The sequence below is a fragment of the Dyadobacter sp. Leaf189 genome, assembly GCF_001424405.1.
In the GTDB taxonomy this organism is placed as follows: Bacteria; Bacteroidota; Bacteroidia; order Cytophagales; family Spirosomataceae; genus Dyadobacter.
The window spans coordinates 871,310-887,934 of the sequence record NZ_LMPS01000004.1 but is presented as its reverse complement, the minus strand read 5'-3'; the positions used below and the strand labels follow the sequence as shown (position 1 = coordinate 887,934).

General features: G+C 46.1%; 12 protein-coding genes. 5 read left to right on the top strand and 7 right to left on the bottom strand.

Annotated features, from left to right (window positions below; genetic code table 11):
• Position 1: 1 nt before the first annotated feature.
• Positions 2-805, top strand: coding sequence for an endonuclease/exonuclease/phosphatase family protein (locus tag ASG33_RS13030; protein WP_056285513.1), 804 nt, complete (start codon positions 2-4; stop codon positions 803-805).
• A 1-nt stretch (position 806) separates the two neighbouring features.
• On the opposite strand, the gene ASG33_RS13025 is transcribed toward ASG33_RS13030, so the two are convergent.
• A complete protein-coding gene (locus ASG33_RS13025; protein ID WP_229238633.1) occupies positions 807-2,534 on the bottom strand; it encodes a VRR-NUC domain-containing protein in 1,728 nt (575 codons plus the stop codon).
• A gap of 224 nt (positions 2,535-2,758) precedes the next feature.
• Between ASG33_RS13025 and ASG33_RS13020 the strand changes: the two genes are divergently transcribed.
• Entirely contained in the window at positions 2,759-3,949 is a 1,191-nt protein-coding gene (locus ASG33_RS13020) for a phosphoglycerate kinase (RefSeq protein ID WP_056285510.1), read from the top strand.
• Positions 3,950-4,066: 117 nt separating this feature from the next.
• Here ASG33_RS13020 and ASG33_RS13015 read toward each other — a convergent pair whose 3' ends face one another.
• Positions 4,067-6,520 (bottom strand): outer membrane beta-barrel family protein, encoded by a 2,454-nt coding sequence (locus ASG33_RS13015; protein WP_056285506.1) that lies wholly within the window; start codon positions 6,518-6,520, stop codon positions 4,067-4,069.
• Positions 6,521-6,807: 287 nt separating this feature from the next.
• On the opposite strand from ASG33_RS13015, the gene guaA reads away from it, so the two are divergent.
• Complete coding sequence (gene guaA, locus ASG33_RS13010; protein WP_056285503.1) at positions 6,808-8,337, top strand: glutamine-hydrolyzing GMP synthase; 1,530 nt, start codon at positions 6,808-6,810, stop codon at positions 8,335-8,337.
• A gap of 57 nt (positions 8,338-8,394) precedes the next feature.
• Here guaA and ASG33_RS25575 read toward each other — a convergent pair whose 3' ends face one another.
• Positions 8,395-8,559, bottom strand: coding sequence for a DUF1328 family protein (locus ASG33_RS25575; protein WP_031526823.1), 165 nt, complete (start codon positions 8,557-8,559; stop codon positions 8,395-8,397).
• 305 nt (positions 8,560-8,864) lie between these two features.
• Here ASG33_RS25575 and ASG33_RS13005 point away from each other — a divergent pair, with 305 nt between their 5' ends.
• Entirely contained in the window at positions 8,865-10,727 is a 1,863-nt protein-coding gene (locus ASG33_RS13005) for a M1 family metallopeptidase (RefSeq protein ID WP_056285501.1), read from the top strand.
• Here the strand turns inward: ASG33_RS13005 and ASG33_RS13000 are convergent, their stop codons facing one another.
• The 3 genes from ASG33_RS13000 to ASG33_RS12990 form a co-directional block, all read right to left on the bottom strand.
• The gene (locus ASG33_RS13000; protein WP_056285498.1) at positions 10,728-13,295 is read right to left on the bottom strand and encodes a DUF5686 and carboxypeptidase regulatory-like domain-containing protein; all 2,568 of its coding nucleotides are present in this window, start codon (positions 13,293-13,295) and stop codon (positions 10,728-10,730) included. It abuts the gene before it with no gap.
• A gap of 209 nt (positions 13,296-13,504) precedes the next feature.
• The gene (locus ASG33_RS12995) at positions 13,505-14,209 is read right to left on the bottom strand and encodes a DsbA family protein (RefSeq protein ID WP_056285496.1); all 705 of its coding nucleotides are present in this window, start codon (positions 14,207-14,209) and stop codon (positions 13,505-13,507) included.
• A gap of 12 nt (positions 14,210-14,221) precedes the next feature.
• Complete coding sequence (locus ASG33_RS12990) at positions 14,222-14,851, bottom strand: NAD(P)H-dependent oxidoreductase (RefSeq protein ID WP_056285493.1); 630 nt, start codon at positions 14,849-14,851, stop codon at positions 14,222-14,224.
• Between the two features lie 95 nt (positions 14,852-14,946).
• On the opposite strand from ASG33_RS12990, the gene ASG33_RS12985 reads away from it, so the two are divergent.
• A complete protein-coding gene (locus tag ASG33_RS12985; RefSeq protein ID WP_056285490.1) occupies positions 14,947-15,315 on the top strand; it encodes a helix-turn-helix domain-containing protein in 369 nt (122 codons plus the stop codon).
• A gap of 59 nt (positions 15,316-15,374) precedes the next feature.
• On the opposite strand, the gene fbaA is transcribed toward ASG33_RS12985, so the two are convergent.
• Positions 15,375-16,454, bottom strand: coding sequence for a class II fructose-bisphosphate aldolase (gene fbaA / locus ASG33_RS12980; protein ID WP_056285487.1), 1,080 nt, complete (start codon positions 16,452-16,454; stop codon positions 15,375-15,377).
• Positions 16,455-16,625: the final 171 nt, after the last annotated feature.

Below are 16,625 nucleotides of genomic sequence, written 5' to 3'. Positions count from 1 at the left end.
TATGAAAAATGTTTTCCGCGTCCTGCTCATTCTGGTAGGATTTGCAACCCTCGCCGGCTTTTCAAAAGAGTATTCCGAAGTGCTGCGGAAAGACCAGCGTTTCAAAGTAATGACTTACAATATCCACCACGCCAATCCGCCTTCTGCGGGTAAAAAAATTGATATTGAAGCAATTGCGAAAGTCATCAATGCGGAAAAGCCCCATTTCGTCGCATTGCAGGAAGTAGATGTAAATACCGAAAGATCCGGAAAAGGCAAGAACCAGGCGCAGCAGCTTGCCGCTTTGACAGGCATGAAGTTCTATTTTTCAAAAGCCATTGATCACGGCGGTGGCGATTATGGTGTGGCTGTTTTGTCAAAGTTCCCCATTGTTGATTCGGTGAAATATGCATTGCCGATCCATGCGGAGCTGAAAGAGGAAGACCGGACTGTGGCTGCGGTTACAGTTACATTGCCCAATAACAAAAAGCTGATTTTCGCCAGTACGCATTTGGGTTTAAAGGAGCCTAACCGCGTTTTGCAGGCAGAGACCATTATTAATCATTTTGGAAAAACAGAGCTGCCGATGATCCTGGCGGGAGATTTTAATGCGGTACCTGAGAGCAAAGTGATTGCCTATCTTGACCAGCATTTTAAAAGAACCTGTACTGAATGCGGATTTACGATCCCCGTGGAGAAGCCGAACAAAACGATCGACTTCATTATGTTCAAATCGGATAACCTGAGAGCGTCGAATACGAAGGTTATTGACGAAAAATACGCTTCCGATCACTTGCCGGTAGTTGCCGATTTTATCCTCAAATAACTCAGTCGCGCAGCCAGTTCACGCGCACAATGCGACTGCTCACGCCGTGCTCGGCAAAGAAATGCTGCCAGTGCAACTGCCGCGAAGAAAGGTGATCGGTTGGGGATTTGATCTCGATGAATGCATATTCGTTTTCGTTCCAGACCAGCAAGTCGGGGAAGCCGCGGGTATTTTCGCGGAGGTTCAATGCGATTTCCATCATCACCGCCCGGATCTTCTCGGGCGTGAGCAGGGAAGTGAGTGTAAGTACTTTTTCAAGCGCACCTTCGTACCAGGGTACCAGCACATTGGTAATGCCGAATTTATCCTGAAAAGTCTGACTGACCAGCTCGTCGATAATTTCCCGCGAGCTGGCAGCTTCCAGTCTTTCTTTCAACTGTGCTGATCTTTTGAAATAAAAATCGGGTAAAAAGAAGTCGGACGGAATGCGTTGCAGCGGATTATGGATCGTCTGCACATTGGTATCGTAAATAATGTCCCAGAAAAGCAAGCCGAACAAAGCGCGCCAGGGTTCATTTTCGCTGAAAAACGCATTGTAACCCTGCGCACGGTAATATTCGAGCGCGCCGTACTCCACATTGAAACGGAACGTAATAGGTACCTCAATCGCAGTCGCATCTTTGAGCGCCTGGGTAGTCCGTTTCACGCGCTTGCTCTTTTTGTTGCGGATCTTCTCCTGAAAATCAAGACTGAAATACCGTTCGTCGGCATTCTGCGGACTTTCTGCGATTTCTTCACAAAGCGCCAAAGCTTCTTCCACCTCGCCGAGGTTATACAGCAGTCGCACCCGCCGCTCGCGGGCAGGGGCGTCGTTTGTAAGTTGATAGATAATCAATGCCTGCGAAAGCATCTTTTTGCGTTCCAGCCAAGCGCCTATTCGCAATATCAGGGAGTTGAATGAAGGTAAAGATTTTGGTGCCAATCCGGTTCCATTGCCTGCATACCAGTTCATAAACCAGTCGTAAACCTCCTCAGGCGGCAATGCATTTTTGATTACATCGAAAGTTTCCTTCATCAACGACACCGTGAGCGTATCGTCAACTTCCTTGCGTGTTTCAAACTGAATGGACAAAAACTGCTCATCGAAAGACTGGAATCGCACATGCCCCAGATCGCGGATTACGAATTCGGTCATATCTGCGTGCCGGTTCCCGAAAAAGAGGAACTTCATCAGCATTACCTCCGCTTCGTAGGTCACTTTTACAACTGGCTCCGTAGCGGTTATTATCTCACACAGGGTTTTGAAATCGTAATCATGCATCATCCATCGGACGAGGTCGGGCTTTTTGATGTTTTTGGCCGGCATTACATCCGGTTCGAGCAGCTTTGTGAAATGCAGGTGTTCGGGTTTTGTAAACAGCTCCATGATTTCGCCAAACCGCGGTTCATGCGCGTCACAGATCGATTCGATAAAACCGTTTTCATGCAATTCTTCGAGTACGGCCGGCAAATCGGTGATCTCGGAATAGGAGAGGCTCTTTACACGAAAAAACGATTTGCTGCGGTTGCTGAAACGGATGAAAAGGCATTGTGCATCCTCCGAAAGCCTGTCATAGGTTTCGAGAAAGCCAAGCTCTTTTTCAGTCAGCAGGTGCGCGTAGCGCTTTTTCACAAATTCCAGCACATAGCTGAAATAATCATGGTAGTATTTGGGTGGAAGGTCAATGGGGAACCCGGTTGGTAACTCGGCTGCAATCCCAGCATTCACCACAATTTGATCCGAAGGCACGTCTTTCTTAGCTGGATTTTCTGGTTCAATAGAAGTATAAAGTTACAGCAAGATTTTAAAAGATGGGAGGATATTAAAATTTTGTTAAAGCAAATCAATTTAGAAAAATTAAGAGCTTAAATAGGATTATACCTATTGTAAAACCTGCGAATTCTCTTTTACATAGTATATTATTAAGAAATTGGATTACATTTGTTATCTATGGAAAACAATTTTTACCGCCCATGACAACATTAGATTCTTATGATTTCTCAGGGAAAAAAGCCCTGGTACGCGTGGATTTTAACGTCCCGCTTAATGACAAATTTGAAATCACGGACGATACCCGTATCCGTGCTACAATTCCTACAATCAGTAAGATTCTCAACGACGGAGGTGCCGTTATTTTGATGTCGCACCTGGGCCGCCCCAAAGACGGACCAACAGAAAAGTATTCTCTTAAACATCTGGTGAACCCGCTGTCACTGATACTTGGCAAAACCGTGAAGTTTGCCGACGATTGTATCGGTGAAAGCGCAACCGAAATGGCTGCTGCATTGCAACCGGGAGAAGTGCTCTTGCTGGAAAACCTGCGTTTTTACAAGGAAGAGGAAAAAGGTAACGAAGAGTTTGCCGAAAAGCTGTCAAAACTGGGTGATGTTTGGGTGATGGACGCATTCGGAACTGCGCACCGTGCACACGCTTCTACTGCGGTAATCGGTAAGTTCTTTGCTGATAAAGTATGCGGTTATGTGATGCAGGCTGAGCTCGACAATGCAGAAAGATTGCTTGAACACTCAGAAAGACCATTTACCGCGATCATGGGCGGCGCTAAGATTTCAGACAAAATCCTCATTATCGAGCGTCTGATCGACAAAGTGGATAACCTGATCATCGGCGGCGGAATGTCCTATACATTCTCGAAAGCGCAAGGCGGCAGCATTGGAAAGTCGCTGCTGGAAGCTGACAAGCAGGAGCTTACACTGGAACTGGTTCAGAAAGCCAAAGATAAAGGTGTTAACCTGATCCTTCCTGTGGATACTGTCATTGCAAATAAGTTTGCGAATGACGCAGAACGTAAGGTGGTACCAGCCGGCGAAATCCCTGACGACTGGGAAGGGTTGGATATTGGTCCTGAAACGGCGAAGATTTTTGCAGAGATTATCAAGAATTCGAAAACAGTACTCTGGAACGGACCAATGGGCGTTTTTGAATTCCCGAACTTCGCACAAGGTACCAATGCAATTGCCGAGGCAGTAGTAGCTGTAACCGAAGAAAACGACGCATTCTCACTGATTGGCGGCGGAGATTCTGCTTCTGCGATCAACAATGCAGGTTATGGCGACCGCGTGAGCTATGTTTCAACTGGTGGTGGTGCATTGCTTGAATATATGGAAGGTAAAGTGCTTCCCGGCGTGGCGGCATTGGAAGCATAGTCTTTCACGACATAGATTAGTTAAAAAAGAAATCCATCCCGCAGCTTGCGGGATGGATTTTCTGCATAACAAACCTAACTAATTTATGAATACTGGTCCGAAGACCGGGATTCCTCTCTAACTTCCGCCATTTGCGCGTTTTTGCAGATCATCAGAACCTGTATTGCGCTGGCGGGCACCTTTCACATTTTGATTACCAAAATTGTAGGTGAATGTGAGCCTGAACTGGCGGCTCGGCCATTGTGATTTCACATGGAAATCAATATCCTTGTACACTGCTCTTCCGCGGAACCGGTTGGTCCAGAATATGTCATTGACATTCAGGCGGACCGTTCCTTTTTTGTTCCAGATATTTTTCTGTAAACCTGCATTCAGCATTCCCATTGGCTTCGCCTGATACAGTCCGTAGAATGCGCGGCTGTTGTACCAGCCTGAAATCTCACCCGACCATGTCTTGGAAATTGTGAACTGGTTGGCCGCATACATATTCCAGCTTGCCTGACTGATTACCAGCTTTTCTTCGAGGTATACTGAATTATAATGATTGTATACCCCTGTGAAATTGGTTTGGATGTTCCACCATTTGGCTACTTTGATCGGAAATGAGACTGTAAGGCTGAGATTGTCCTGGTTATCCAGGTTATCGGAGGTTACAAAAGTCTTGTTCTCGGAAGCGATCTGCTGTGGCAATTCGTCGGCGATCATATCCTTGATCCGGCTGTAAGCCAGTGTGGTATTCAGGAAGCTTTTGTATACGTGAACAAGCTGGAAAGAATTGGTATACTGTGGTTTAAGGTTTGGATTTCCTTTCTGGAAAGTAAACGGATCAAGGTAGAACTCGAATGGATTAAGCGACTGGTAATTGGGTCTGTCGATCCGGCGGCTGTACGAAATGTTCAGTACGTTATTGGTATCGAGCTGGTTGGACAGGAACACACTTGGGAAAAAGTTAATGTAATTCCGGTCGCGTTTCTGGTTCAATGTTACCGAGTTACCGATGGAGTGCGTATGCTCTCCGCGGAGACCAAGCTGGTATTTCATTTTTTTGGTCAGACTGCCGCTGTAATTCAGGTAAGCTGCATTGACATTTTCTGTATACTTGAAGCGGTTGGAGCGGGTAGGGTCAAGTACCCATTCATCGGCTTTGGTTTCGAAAACCATATCATTGTCAGAAGCGACGTAGCTGGATTTTAAGCCGGTTTCAAACTTTCCTTTCCAGAGTGGCTGTGCGTAATCCAGTTTCGCAACACCAATATTAATATCGGAAGGCATATTGTTGCGGACATTTTCAGCGCTACCATCTTGCTGGCCGCCTGGCAAATAGTACTTGGTATCGAGGTTACTGCTTTTCTTTCCGCCGTATCTTACATAATCAACGTCAAAAGTCAGTTCCTTGCCTTTGTCGTTAAACTGGTGTTTGAAGTTGAGGTTGGTGCTGATGTTGTTCATCTCGCCGCCGTTGTAAACATCCGTGCGGAAAGTCCGCTGCAAGCTCAGGTCTTCATTGAGAATACGTGTATTTGTTTGTCCGAAAGGATTGCTGAACTCGCTGTAAAAGCCTGAAACCAGCACACCAAACGTACTTTTTTCAGTAGCAAAATAGTCGACTCCGGCACGCACATTGTAGTATTCAGATTTGTTGGTCCGCTCGGTGCGCTGATCGAAAATGGTTACTTTGCCTTCAAACGGAATGGTACGGTAGATATCATTATTATTAAAACCCTTGTTCAGGAAAGCGCCGCCGCTGATAAATGAGCTCAGTTTGCCCGCTCTGTGATTAACAGTAGCAGTTGCATTGCCTCTTCCGTATTTCGCCCACGCGGCACCAAGGTTGATGTTTCCATTGGTACCATAATTTTTGTTGCGTTTCATCTTGATGTTGATGATCCCGGAGTTACCTGCAGCATCATATTTGGCCGAAGGGTTGGTAATCAGTTCGATCTTCTCGATGTTGTCACTGGGTGTGTTGCGCAGCAGGGTAATGAGTTCCTGTTGTGATAAAAAGGTCTGTTTGCCGTCGATCTGAACGATCACACCTTCTTTGCCGCGCAGTTTCAACTGCTCATTTTGCTGGTCAACCGTTACGCCGGGCGCTCTTTCAAGCACTTCCAGGGCAGTCGCGCCAGCGGAAACAATGCTGTTTTCTACATTCACAACCGTGCGGTCAATTTCCTGTTCGATGAAAGGCTTCTTGGCAACAACTGTTACCTCGTTCAATGCCTGTACGTCTGTTTTGAGGTTAAATGGGGGAAGAGCGATGACGTTATTGTCAACTGTAAATGGCTGGCTGTAATTTTTCTGGTAACCTACCATCGAAACCAATGCCAGGTAAGTGCCGTTTGAAACCTGATCAAACAGGAATTTGCCACTTTCATCCGCTGCCAATCCTTTAACGAGTGTCGAATCTTTGGCTTGGAGCAGGAGTACATTCACAAACGGGAATGCCTGTGATTTTTCGTCGATAACAGATCCGGAAACTTTGCCGCTCCCTGGCACACCTGCCGAGGTTTGGGCGAACGCAGCATTTCCGATCAGTAGCAGTGCTACAGTTAGGTTTAGTAAGAATTTCATGGCTAATAAATTATGGTCAATGTATCAGAGGTGAATCGCTGAGTACATTGCAAATGTAAGTACTTGGTATAACATAGAACCTTTCATTACACAAGTGGTTTTTATGTTATATAAGCGGATGTGTGTGCCTTGTCACCGTTTCATAGATACAAATGGAATAAAGAATGTTGCATTCCGGGAGAAAAAAAGTTTGAATGGTAAAATAACGCCAGGAGTGACAGCGCGAAGGATTGGTTTTTTGATTTCGGTCAATCTGCCTACCTTTACATTTTAGATAGCATATATATATGACTGAACAAATTCTGATCTTAGATTTTGGTTCACAGTATACTCAGTTAATCGCGCGACGTGTTCGTGAGCTAAATGTTTATTGTGAAATCCACCCATTCAACAATTACCCCGATCTAACTCCAAATATCAAAGGTGTCATTCTCTCAGGAAGCCCTTGCTCCGTTCGGGACGCTGATTCTCCAAGAATAGATCTTGACAAATTCCGCAAAGTAGTGCCTGTTCTGGGCGTTTGCTATGGCGCTCAATTGCTTGCTCAGGAACTGGGTGGCGACGTGAAGCCTTCGCAGCACCGGGAATATGGCCGCGCAAGACTTGAAATCGACGATAATGATTCTTCATTACTGGCCGGCTTGTCCGACTCTTCGCAGGTTTGGATGTCACACGGCGATACCATCGTGCGTGCCCCGGAGAATTTTCATGTGATCGCTTCTACCGAATCGGTGAAAGTGGCTGCATTCAAAATTGAGAATGAGCTGACATACGGTATACAGTTTCACCCGGAAGTAACACATACAACGGAAGGGAAGAAGCTGATGCACAACTTTGTAACTAATATATGCGGCTGCAAGCAAGACTGGACTTCCGAGTCTTTCGTAGAGCAGACAGTTGCGCAGCTTCGCAAAAAGCTGGGCAATGATAAAGTAGTAATGGCGCTTTCGGGCGGTGTGGATTCCACCGTTGCGGCGACATTGGTTCACCAAGCAATTGGTACCAACCTGTACTGCATTTTCGTAGATAACGGACTTTTGAGAAAAGACGAATTTGCGGAAGTACTGCATTCTTACCAGGATATGGGGCTGAATATCAAGGGTGTAGACTCGAAGTCTCACTTTTATCAGCTGTTGACCGGATTGAGTGAGCCAGAGGCTAAACGCAAAGCGATTGGAAAAGCATTTATCGACATTTTCGATCAGGAAGCACATTTGATCGAAGAAGTGAAGTGGCTGGGACAGGGTACCATTTATCCTGACGTGATTGAATCCGTTTCCATTAAGGGACCATCTGCTACGATCAAATCTCACCACAATGTAGGCGGGCTGCCCGACTTCATGAAACTAAAAGTGGTAGAGCCGCTGAATACTTTGTTTAAAGATGAAGTAAGAGCAGTGGGTCGTACATTAGGTATTGATGATAAAATTCTAAGCCGGCATCCATTCCCTGGTCCGGGACTTGCGATTCGTATTCTTGGAGAAATAACTCCTGAAAAAGTCGCAATACTGCAGGAAGTTGATGCGATTTTCATCGGCGGACTCAGAAAATGGGATCTATATAAGGAAGTGTGGCAGGCAGGAGCGATGCTACTTCCTGTGCAGAGCGTGGGTGTAATGGGCGATGAGCGGACTTACGAAAGTGTGGTTGCACTACGCGCAGTAACTTCTGTGGACGGAATGACAGCGGACTGGGCGCATTTGCCTTACGAGTTCCTGGCCGAGGTTTCCAATGATATTATCAACCGCGTAAAAGGTGTAAACCGCGTCGTGTATGATATTTCATCCAAGCCACCGGCAACAATTGAATGGGAATAAGCTAAAATGAAAAAAGCGGCCTAAGACCGCTTTTTTCATTTGTTATTTTCTCGTGGCTCAGGATCGCCCGACGCCGCGGCTTAGTAGGCTTAACACAAATAGTACAAGGAATACGAAGAAAAGAATTTTAGCGATTCCAGCTGCACCTGCTGCTATTCCACCGAATCCAAGTACACCGGCTATAATAGCTACAATCAGAAATATTACGGTCCATTTAAGCATAATTGACAAAGTGTTTAGTTTTCTAATATCTATGCTCTGTTAATTACCAATTATGTGCCAAAAGCTTTGAATCTGTAAAAAGTGGCTAAATCGCCGATTCAGGCGTTTTGAGCCGCATTTATCACGCTTTGTTGTAGAGAATGATGCCCAGAATAAGGAGGAAAGTTCATTTTTTATACAGTTTCATAGCGATTTAATTATAACTGCAATCATAGCTACGGTCTCTGTTACAAAATTGAAAATCCGGTAAAAACGTTATTTTGCATAAACTAACTAATTCACAACCTGCTAATTAATAATTGATAATGAAATTGAAAGTATTGCTGCTGCTTGTCATCCCGATGATCACCAAAGTATCAGCACAAAGCGACCGGTGGCAGCAACGCGCAAAGTATCAGATGGAAGTCGACTTTGACGCTACCAAACATCAGTATAAGGGAACTCAAAAGCTGGTTTACAGCAATAATTCACCTGACACCCTTCATAAAGTTTTTTACCATCTGTACCTGAATGCATTCCAGCCGGGAAGTCAGATGGATGTTCGGTCACGGACGATAAGCGACCCCGACGCTCGCGTGAAAGACCGGATCTCCAAATTGTCACCTTCTGAAATCGGTTACGAAAAAGTGCTTTCATTAAAGCACAATGGAAAAGCGGTGAAGTACGAGGTGGTAGGGACAATCCTGGAAGTTACATTAGCCGAGAAGATCCTGCCGAAGTCGCAGCATACATTTGAAATGGAATTTGAGGCGCAGGTGCCTATCCAGATCAGGAGAACGGGCCGTGACAACCGGGAAGGTATCGATTATTCGATGGCGCAGTGGTATCCCAAAATGAGTGAATACGATTATGAAGGCTGGCATTCCAATCCTTACATTGCCCGTGAATTTTACGGTATCTGGGGTGATTTTGATGTGAAAATCAAAATGGATGCAGCTTATACAATTGCTGCAACAGGCTACCTGCAAAATCCTGACAAGATCGGCCACGGCTATTCCCAGAAGGAAGTAACGCACAAGCCCGGTGAAAAGCTGACCTGGCATTTCATTGCACCCGAAGTACATGATTTTATGTGGGCAGCCGACCGGAACTACAAGCACGATGTAGTGAAGGTGGATGATAAATTGGATATGCATTTCTTCTACCAGCCAGAAACGGACTCCATTGCCAAAGCCTGGAAAGACATGCAGCCGCTGGCAGTACGCTGTTTCCAAATTATGAATGAGAAATTCGGAAGGTATCCTTACAAACAATACTCGGTGATACAGGGTGGTGATGGAGGAATGGAGTATCCCATGGGAACGTTGATACTGGGCAGACAAAAACTGGCCGGACTTGTGGGTGTAACCGTGCACGAATCGATACACAGCTGGTTCCAGATGATATTGGGAACCAATGAATCCAAGTACGCCTGGATGGACGAAGGTTTTACAACTTATGCCGAAAACCTGGTTATGGCTGAACTTTTCCCTTCCAGAAATGATCCGCATAGAGGAAGTACCGCGAGTTACAGGAGTTTAGCAAAGTCTGGACTGGAAGAGCCGCTGACTACGCATTCAGACCATTATAATACCAATCGTGCTTACTCGATTGGTGCTTATTCCAAAGGCTCTGTGTTCCTGAACCAGTTGGGCTATATTATTGGTAAAGACAAGCTGGCGAGTGGAATGAAGCGTTATTTCAATGAATGGAAATTCAAGCATCCAAATCCGACAGATTTGAAAAGGATTATGGAAAAGGAATCGGGTCTTGAACTGGACTGGTACCTCGAAGATTTTGTTGGAACTACCAAAACCATTGATTACGGAATCAAGGAAGTAGTATCGAATGCAGGAAAAACCGACATTGTGATTGAGCGTATCGGGCAAATGCCAATGCCGCTCGATGTGGTGGTGAGCTATAAAGACGGGACGCAGGAGAACTTTTACATTCCATTGGAAATCATGCGCGGCGAAAAGGATGAAAAGCTGTATTCTAAAACAACTTTAATGCCCGACTGGGGCTGGACTTATCCAGAATACAGTTTCTCGATTAATCGTAATGTAGCCGATATCTCGCTGGTGGTCATTGATCCAAGCATGAGAATGGCCGATATCAACCCTGAAAACAACGTTTATCCTTCATTGCCCAAAGAGACGCCGCGGTTCAAGGCTCCTGCGGGCAAATAATTAGCGGCCAATGCGGATGGAGGTTCCGAAACGCCATCCCATTCCCTGAAATTTGGTGCCTTGAAACTGGGCAACAGCTTCCAGTCGCAGCACTCTCAGGATGTCGTCAATTCCATACACGATTTCGGAATAGTTGCGGATCGTCGGTACACTCAGATAATGCAGTTGCAAAGTCTCAGAGATGCCGGTGGTCCGCAACGCTTCTATCCGGGTGATCACAAACCGCTGCGTGCTGAATGTAGCATGCGCCTGGAAAAACGGGCTTGCAGTACTGTATTGGTAGTAAGGCAGCATTCGGAACTGATCAGGCGGGTAGGCATATTGAAAGAAAAACTCATTTCCCATAAAGTGGCGGAAATCGGGGAAATACATCTGGTTTTTACTCAAAAACCCGCCTCCATTCACGAAATATTCCAGGTTGCTTCTCGGGCCAAGGCTGAGGTTCTGTCTGATTGTTCCCTGCAAAAGTGAATAATCCACGTCTCCTGCGAAGGCAAGCCCGCTTTTATAATTAACAATAAATGAAGGGCCTTTACTTCTCAGGTAACGCTTTTCCCCATTCCGGATCAGGTACCTTCGCCACGGGCGGATAGTCGCTGTGAGGTCGAGGATAGTGGCATTATGGATCGGAAAGCCGGTATTCGCCAATTCTTTATTATCGGGGCGGTTTGAGGTGTAGCTGTATTTATTCCAGAAGAAAATCGGCCGGGCGCTTTCCTGGTTAAACAGTTCTTTCCGGTGTTCGAATTCGACTCCTGCATTCAATGTGACTACGTCAGCGATATTCTTTAATGAAAATTCAACTTTGCCAAATTGCTTTTGGTATAGTTTCATGAAGTTCCGGTCGAAAAAACGCGCCGCCATACTATTGGGAAGAGGCGGGATCGGATTCTCATTATTGATCTGCGCCGCCATTTCCCCTCCGGTCAGAAAGAGGTTCCATTTGTTGTTGCCAATGTTGGTTTCAACATTTCCATAAACCCGCTTTCTCCCGAAAGAATACCTGACCAGCGGGCGGACGCTCAGATACGAAGATCTGCCCCACCGCTTTGTCCATTCCGTGATCAGGTTCACTGAATTTCCCTCTACCGTATTGTAGCTGATTGCCCAGATCGGACTTTTGAAATAAAATGTATTACGGTTTCCCAATGCATAAGTATTCCCTGTCAGGATGTGCATTGGTTTAAAGTAAAGAGAGTCGGGCCGTTTTCTGACGCCGGCAGAATCTTTGACAACCTTGATGCTGTCCTGCATCTGATAGCTTGATATTTCCGACCTCGTAAGCGGAATGGGCCGCAGCGCCTGCCAGTAAGTGGTATCCCGCTTGTTCGCCATTGAGTCAATTACAATAGAGTCCGAGCGCACCAGCCGGTCATCGTTAATTGCGGTTTTCTTTTCCTTTTTCTGTTCTTTCTCGTATTGTCTGGTCAGCTTCCGGAAGTTTTTGGTTGAAAACTCCTTTTGCTCTTTGATCAGATTGTTCAGGTTTTTTGTAGAGCCGGCAACTTCTTTTTCGGGCGCTTTTTTATGATCGTTGATGACGATATCTTCTTTCAAACCCGGATCGACGTCGAGCTTCTGGTAAGTCAGTGAAACAAGATATTTGAATTCACCCGCGAAGCCGAGGTAGCTTCCGGTAAGCCGGAATTGCTGGTTGACCGGGATCCATACGTTTTGAATGGGAGTGAAAAGTTGCTTTGCAGAAATGTCCAGACCACTTGTTGTAGTCTGCAGATCGTAGCTGTGAATAGCCCAGCGATCTTCCAGGATAAAGAGACTGCCTTTAAAAACACCCTCTCCGTAAGCTTTCGGGACCACCCGGATCTTGTTTACAATCTGTCCCTGCTCCTCAAAGTATCCCTCATATTCAAATTTGTAATACGAAAATGCTTTGGGCGAAAGCGGCGAGATGGTACCTGCTATCTCAGGACTATATAAGCTGGCGAGAATGTAATCGTTGGGAGAAGGAATGCTGTTGTCCAGACTGTTGCGTGTAGATACGATACGCTGGCTGTAACTGTTAGGCCGGCGGTATTTGATTTCCGCGACACTCTCATTAATAAAAGCTTTGCCTTCCTGGATACCTTCTTTTTTTAGTCTTTTTTCAAGAAGGTAGGGGATCTTGGTCGGAAGGGCAGTGCTTCTTGCATATACCTTTGCTGTATAACCGCGCAGCTGCAACTGGTGGAAACGTGCTTTTGCAATAGCGCGTCGCATGATGCTGTACGCAGGATCTTCCTTCGTTTTGCCGACAGTTGCCTCATTGAGGTTAAGTGCCTGTTCTTCCAGCGTTACATTCAGCTCAACGAAATCACTTGTGACTGTTACAGCTTTGGTCAGAGACTTAAAACCAAGGAACTGGAAATTGATCTCGTAAGTGCCTGCGGGCAATGTAAACTCATAATCCCCTTCTGCATTGGCCATTGTTCCATTGCTGGTTCCCTTCACTGCAATACCCGCATAGGGCAGGGGCTGGCCGGATTTTGTGCTGATCTTTCCGCGAATACCGCCCGCGTATGAAAGTCCACATAAAGCGGAGAACAACAAATAGAGCAATCCCAAACGCATAGTATTAGTGTAAAGTGCTGATAGAAACGGTAGGGTATCTGCTTATTATGCAACTATTTGCGCAATAAGCACAAAATAGTTGAAATAACTTAACCCTTGTTCCTGACTTTACTACATAACCATACCAGCCCTTCACCGCCCGGCGGCCCGGTTCGCTCAGGGTGACAAGCTACTTGTCACCCTGAGCGAACCGGGCCGGAGCCAAAGAGCTAGCAAGAACCGTCTACGTCGCAGCTGGCACCATCGCCAAATGCCACCAGCGGCTGGGGATTGGCTTTTTCCCATTCTGTAAAAGACTGCTTCAATGCGCCCAGGAAGGTTTCCGAGGGCTGTGCTCCGGAAACTGCATACTTACGATCAAGTACAAAGAAGGGAACACCGCGTGCGCCAACCTGCTGTGCTTCATAAACGTCGCGCCGCACATCCTCGCTGAAACGGGTACCTTCAAGCACAGTACTCAATTCAGTACTATCCAGCCCGATTGCGGTACCCAGTTCCACAAGTGTAGTATGGTCGGCAGTGTTTTTCCCGTCGGTAAAATAAGCTTTAAACAGCTGCTCTTCTGCGGCGTCACCCAGGCCTTTTGTTTTGGCAAACTGTAAAAAACGGTGGGCATCGAACGAATTCGCGAGCACAGCTTTATCCATGTTGTATTCTAGTCCCACTTCTGCCGCCATATTGGTGACGTGATCATTCACCTGGCTTGCATACTCAGGAGTCCAGCCTTTTGTTTCGGCAAGATATTCGTTGATGCTCTTACCAGGCTCTGTCTTCATTTGGGGATTAAGCTGGAAGCTCTTCCATTCCACCTGGATTTTGTCCCGCTCCGGAAACTCAGCCAGGGCGTTTTCAAACTTCCTTTTCCCGATATAGCAGAACGGGCACATCACGTCACTCCATATTTCGACTTTCATAGCAGGTATTTTCTAAACAGTTATAAAGAAATCATCATGTGGTCTTCTGACCTTCTTGGCACCGGAAAGCGGATCCTTTTCGCTGTCGCGGTAGCCCAGAGTTACGATGACAACACTGCGGAGTCCTTTTTCATTCAGGCCAAGAATCTCGTCGAGTGCTTTTGCATCGAAACCTTCCATGGGTGTTGCATCTACCTGTTCCACTGCGGCTGCTACCAGCGCGTGACCGAGCCCGATATACGCCTGGCGGGCGGCCCATTGAAAGTTTGCTTCTTCTGTTCTGGACAGTATGCCGCCGTTGATGCTGCTCTGAAAACCTGCAAGCGATTCTTTGGAAATGCCGCGGGTATCAGCGATCAGGTCGATGTACTTCGAAATATCCTGCGTGCTTATTTTTTCCCAGGCTGCAAAAATGAGAATGTGTGAAGCTTCCAGTACCTGGGGCTGGGGAGCAGCAACATGTATCTTTTCTTTTGTTGCCTGATCCTGAACTACGATCACGTTATAAGGTTGTAACCCGACGGAGGAGGGTGCGAGGTTAATGGATTCAAGTATGTTGTTCAGCTTTTCTGCGGGTATTGTTTCGCCCGTCATACGCTTGGCGGCATAGCGCCATTTCAATTTTTCTATGAGTTCGCTCATGGTTTTTAATGCTTTATTAAATTCTTTCAGAAACTTATAGCAATAAACTATACATTTGTAAGTACTATACAAAAGGATAGCTAAATTGATTCATTATGGAGCAGGAACTAATAGCTGCGCAGCTTACCAGGAAGGAGGAGTGCTCCAAGTGCATTCTGCCTGTAAGAGATGCATTGGAGGTATTGAATGGAAAATGGAAGCTGCCGATCATCATATCTCTGATGTACGGAAACAAACGTTTCTCACAGATCGCCAAGGAGATCCCGGGCATCACAGATAAGATGCTTTCGAAAGAGCTGCGCGACCTCGAATCACATGAACTTGTAAAAAGAACAGTCTTCGCCACCATCCCGGTGACAGTTGAATATTCCCTGACCGAATACGGGCATTCATTGAAAGTAGTAATAGAAGTCCTGCGGGACTGGGGTGTCAAGCACCGCGAGCGGATGATGGTGGAAGCTTAGCACAAAGAAAGAGCAGGCCGTCCGACCTGCTCTTTCTTGCTTAACTATAAATTGCCTAATTATCCCAGCTGATTAATGCAATTCAAATCTTCAAATGCGGCTTTCAGGCGGGCAATCATGCTTTCCTCACCTTTACGCAGCCACACACGTGGATCGTAATATTTTTTGTTTGGAGAATCAGGACCATTTGGATTACCCAATTGTGTCTGCAGGAAGCCTTCGTTTTCTTTGTAATATTTCAAAATTCCTTCCCAGGTTGACCATTGCATATCCGTGTCAATGTTCATTTTGATCGCACCGTACTCAATCGCCTCACGAATTTCTTCGCGGGAAGAACCAGATCCTCCGTGAAATACGAAGTTGACAGGCAGCTCGCCGGTACCGAATTTCTCCTGAATGTAGTTTTGTGAATTGCGAAGGATTTTCGGCTCCAGTTTCACATTACCTGGCTTATAAACGCCGTGAACGTTTCCAAATGCAGCTGCAATGGTGAAGTTGGGTGAAATTTTAGAAAGCTCTTCGTAAGCATAAGCCACTTCTTCCGGCTGGGTGTACAATTTTGAGCTATCGACATCGCTATTATCAACACCGTCTTCTTCGCCGCCTGTTACACCCAATTCGATTTCAAGTGTCATGCCGATTTTCGCCATTCTCTCGAAATATTTAGCCGAAATCTCAATGTTTTCCTCAATCGGCTCCTCCGAAAGATCGAGCATGTGAGAGCTATACAATGGAATACCATGCTGGTCAAAATGGCGCTCGCCGGCTTCAAGCAGACCGTCGATCCAAGGAAGCAATTTTTTCGCACAGTGGTCTGTATGCAAGATCACGGGAACGCCATAAAGTGCTGCCATTTGGTGTACGTGCATTGCGCCGGAGATACCGCCTGCTATTGCCGCCCGCTGATCGGTGTTTGACAAGCTTTTTCCTGCGTAGAATATGGCGCCTCCGTTGGAGAATTGAATGATAACTGGGCTGTTTACAGATTTTGCGGTTTCCAGAACAGCATTCACTGAATTGGTACCTACTACATTAACTGCCGGAAGAGCATAATTGTTTTCATTGGCATGACGGAAGATCTCGCTAACTCCGTCTCCGGTAACTACACCGGGTGCAAAGCGTTTTGTGGTTTCGCTCATAGTAACTTTTTATATTTTTTCAAGAAATGATTAGGCTATCCAGATATCAAAAATGAACTGGGTGGCAAGGTCGCAAGTTAGCCATTTTAGAGAAAATGGAGGAGAAAGAAGAGGTTTATTATGCGTTAAAACGAACATTTATCAACTTACAACCGTTTTGGCACAATCTGT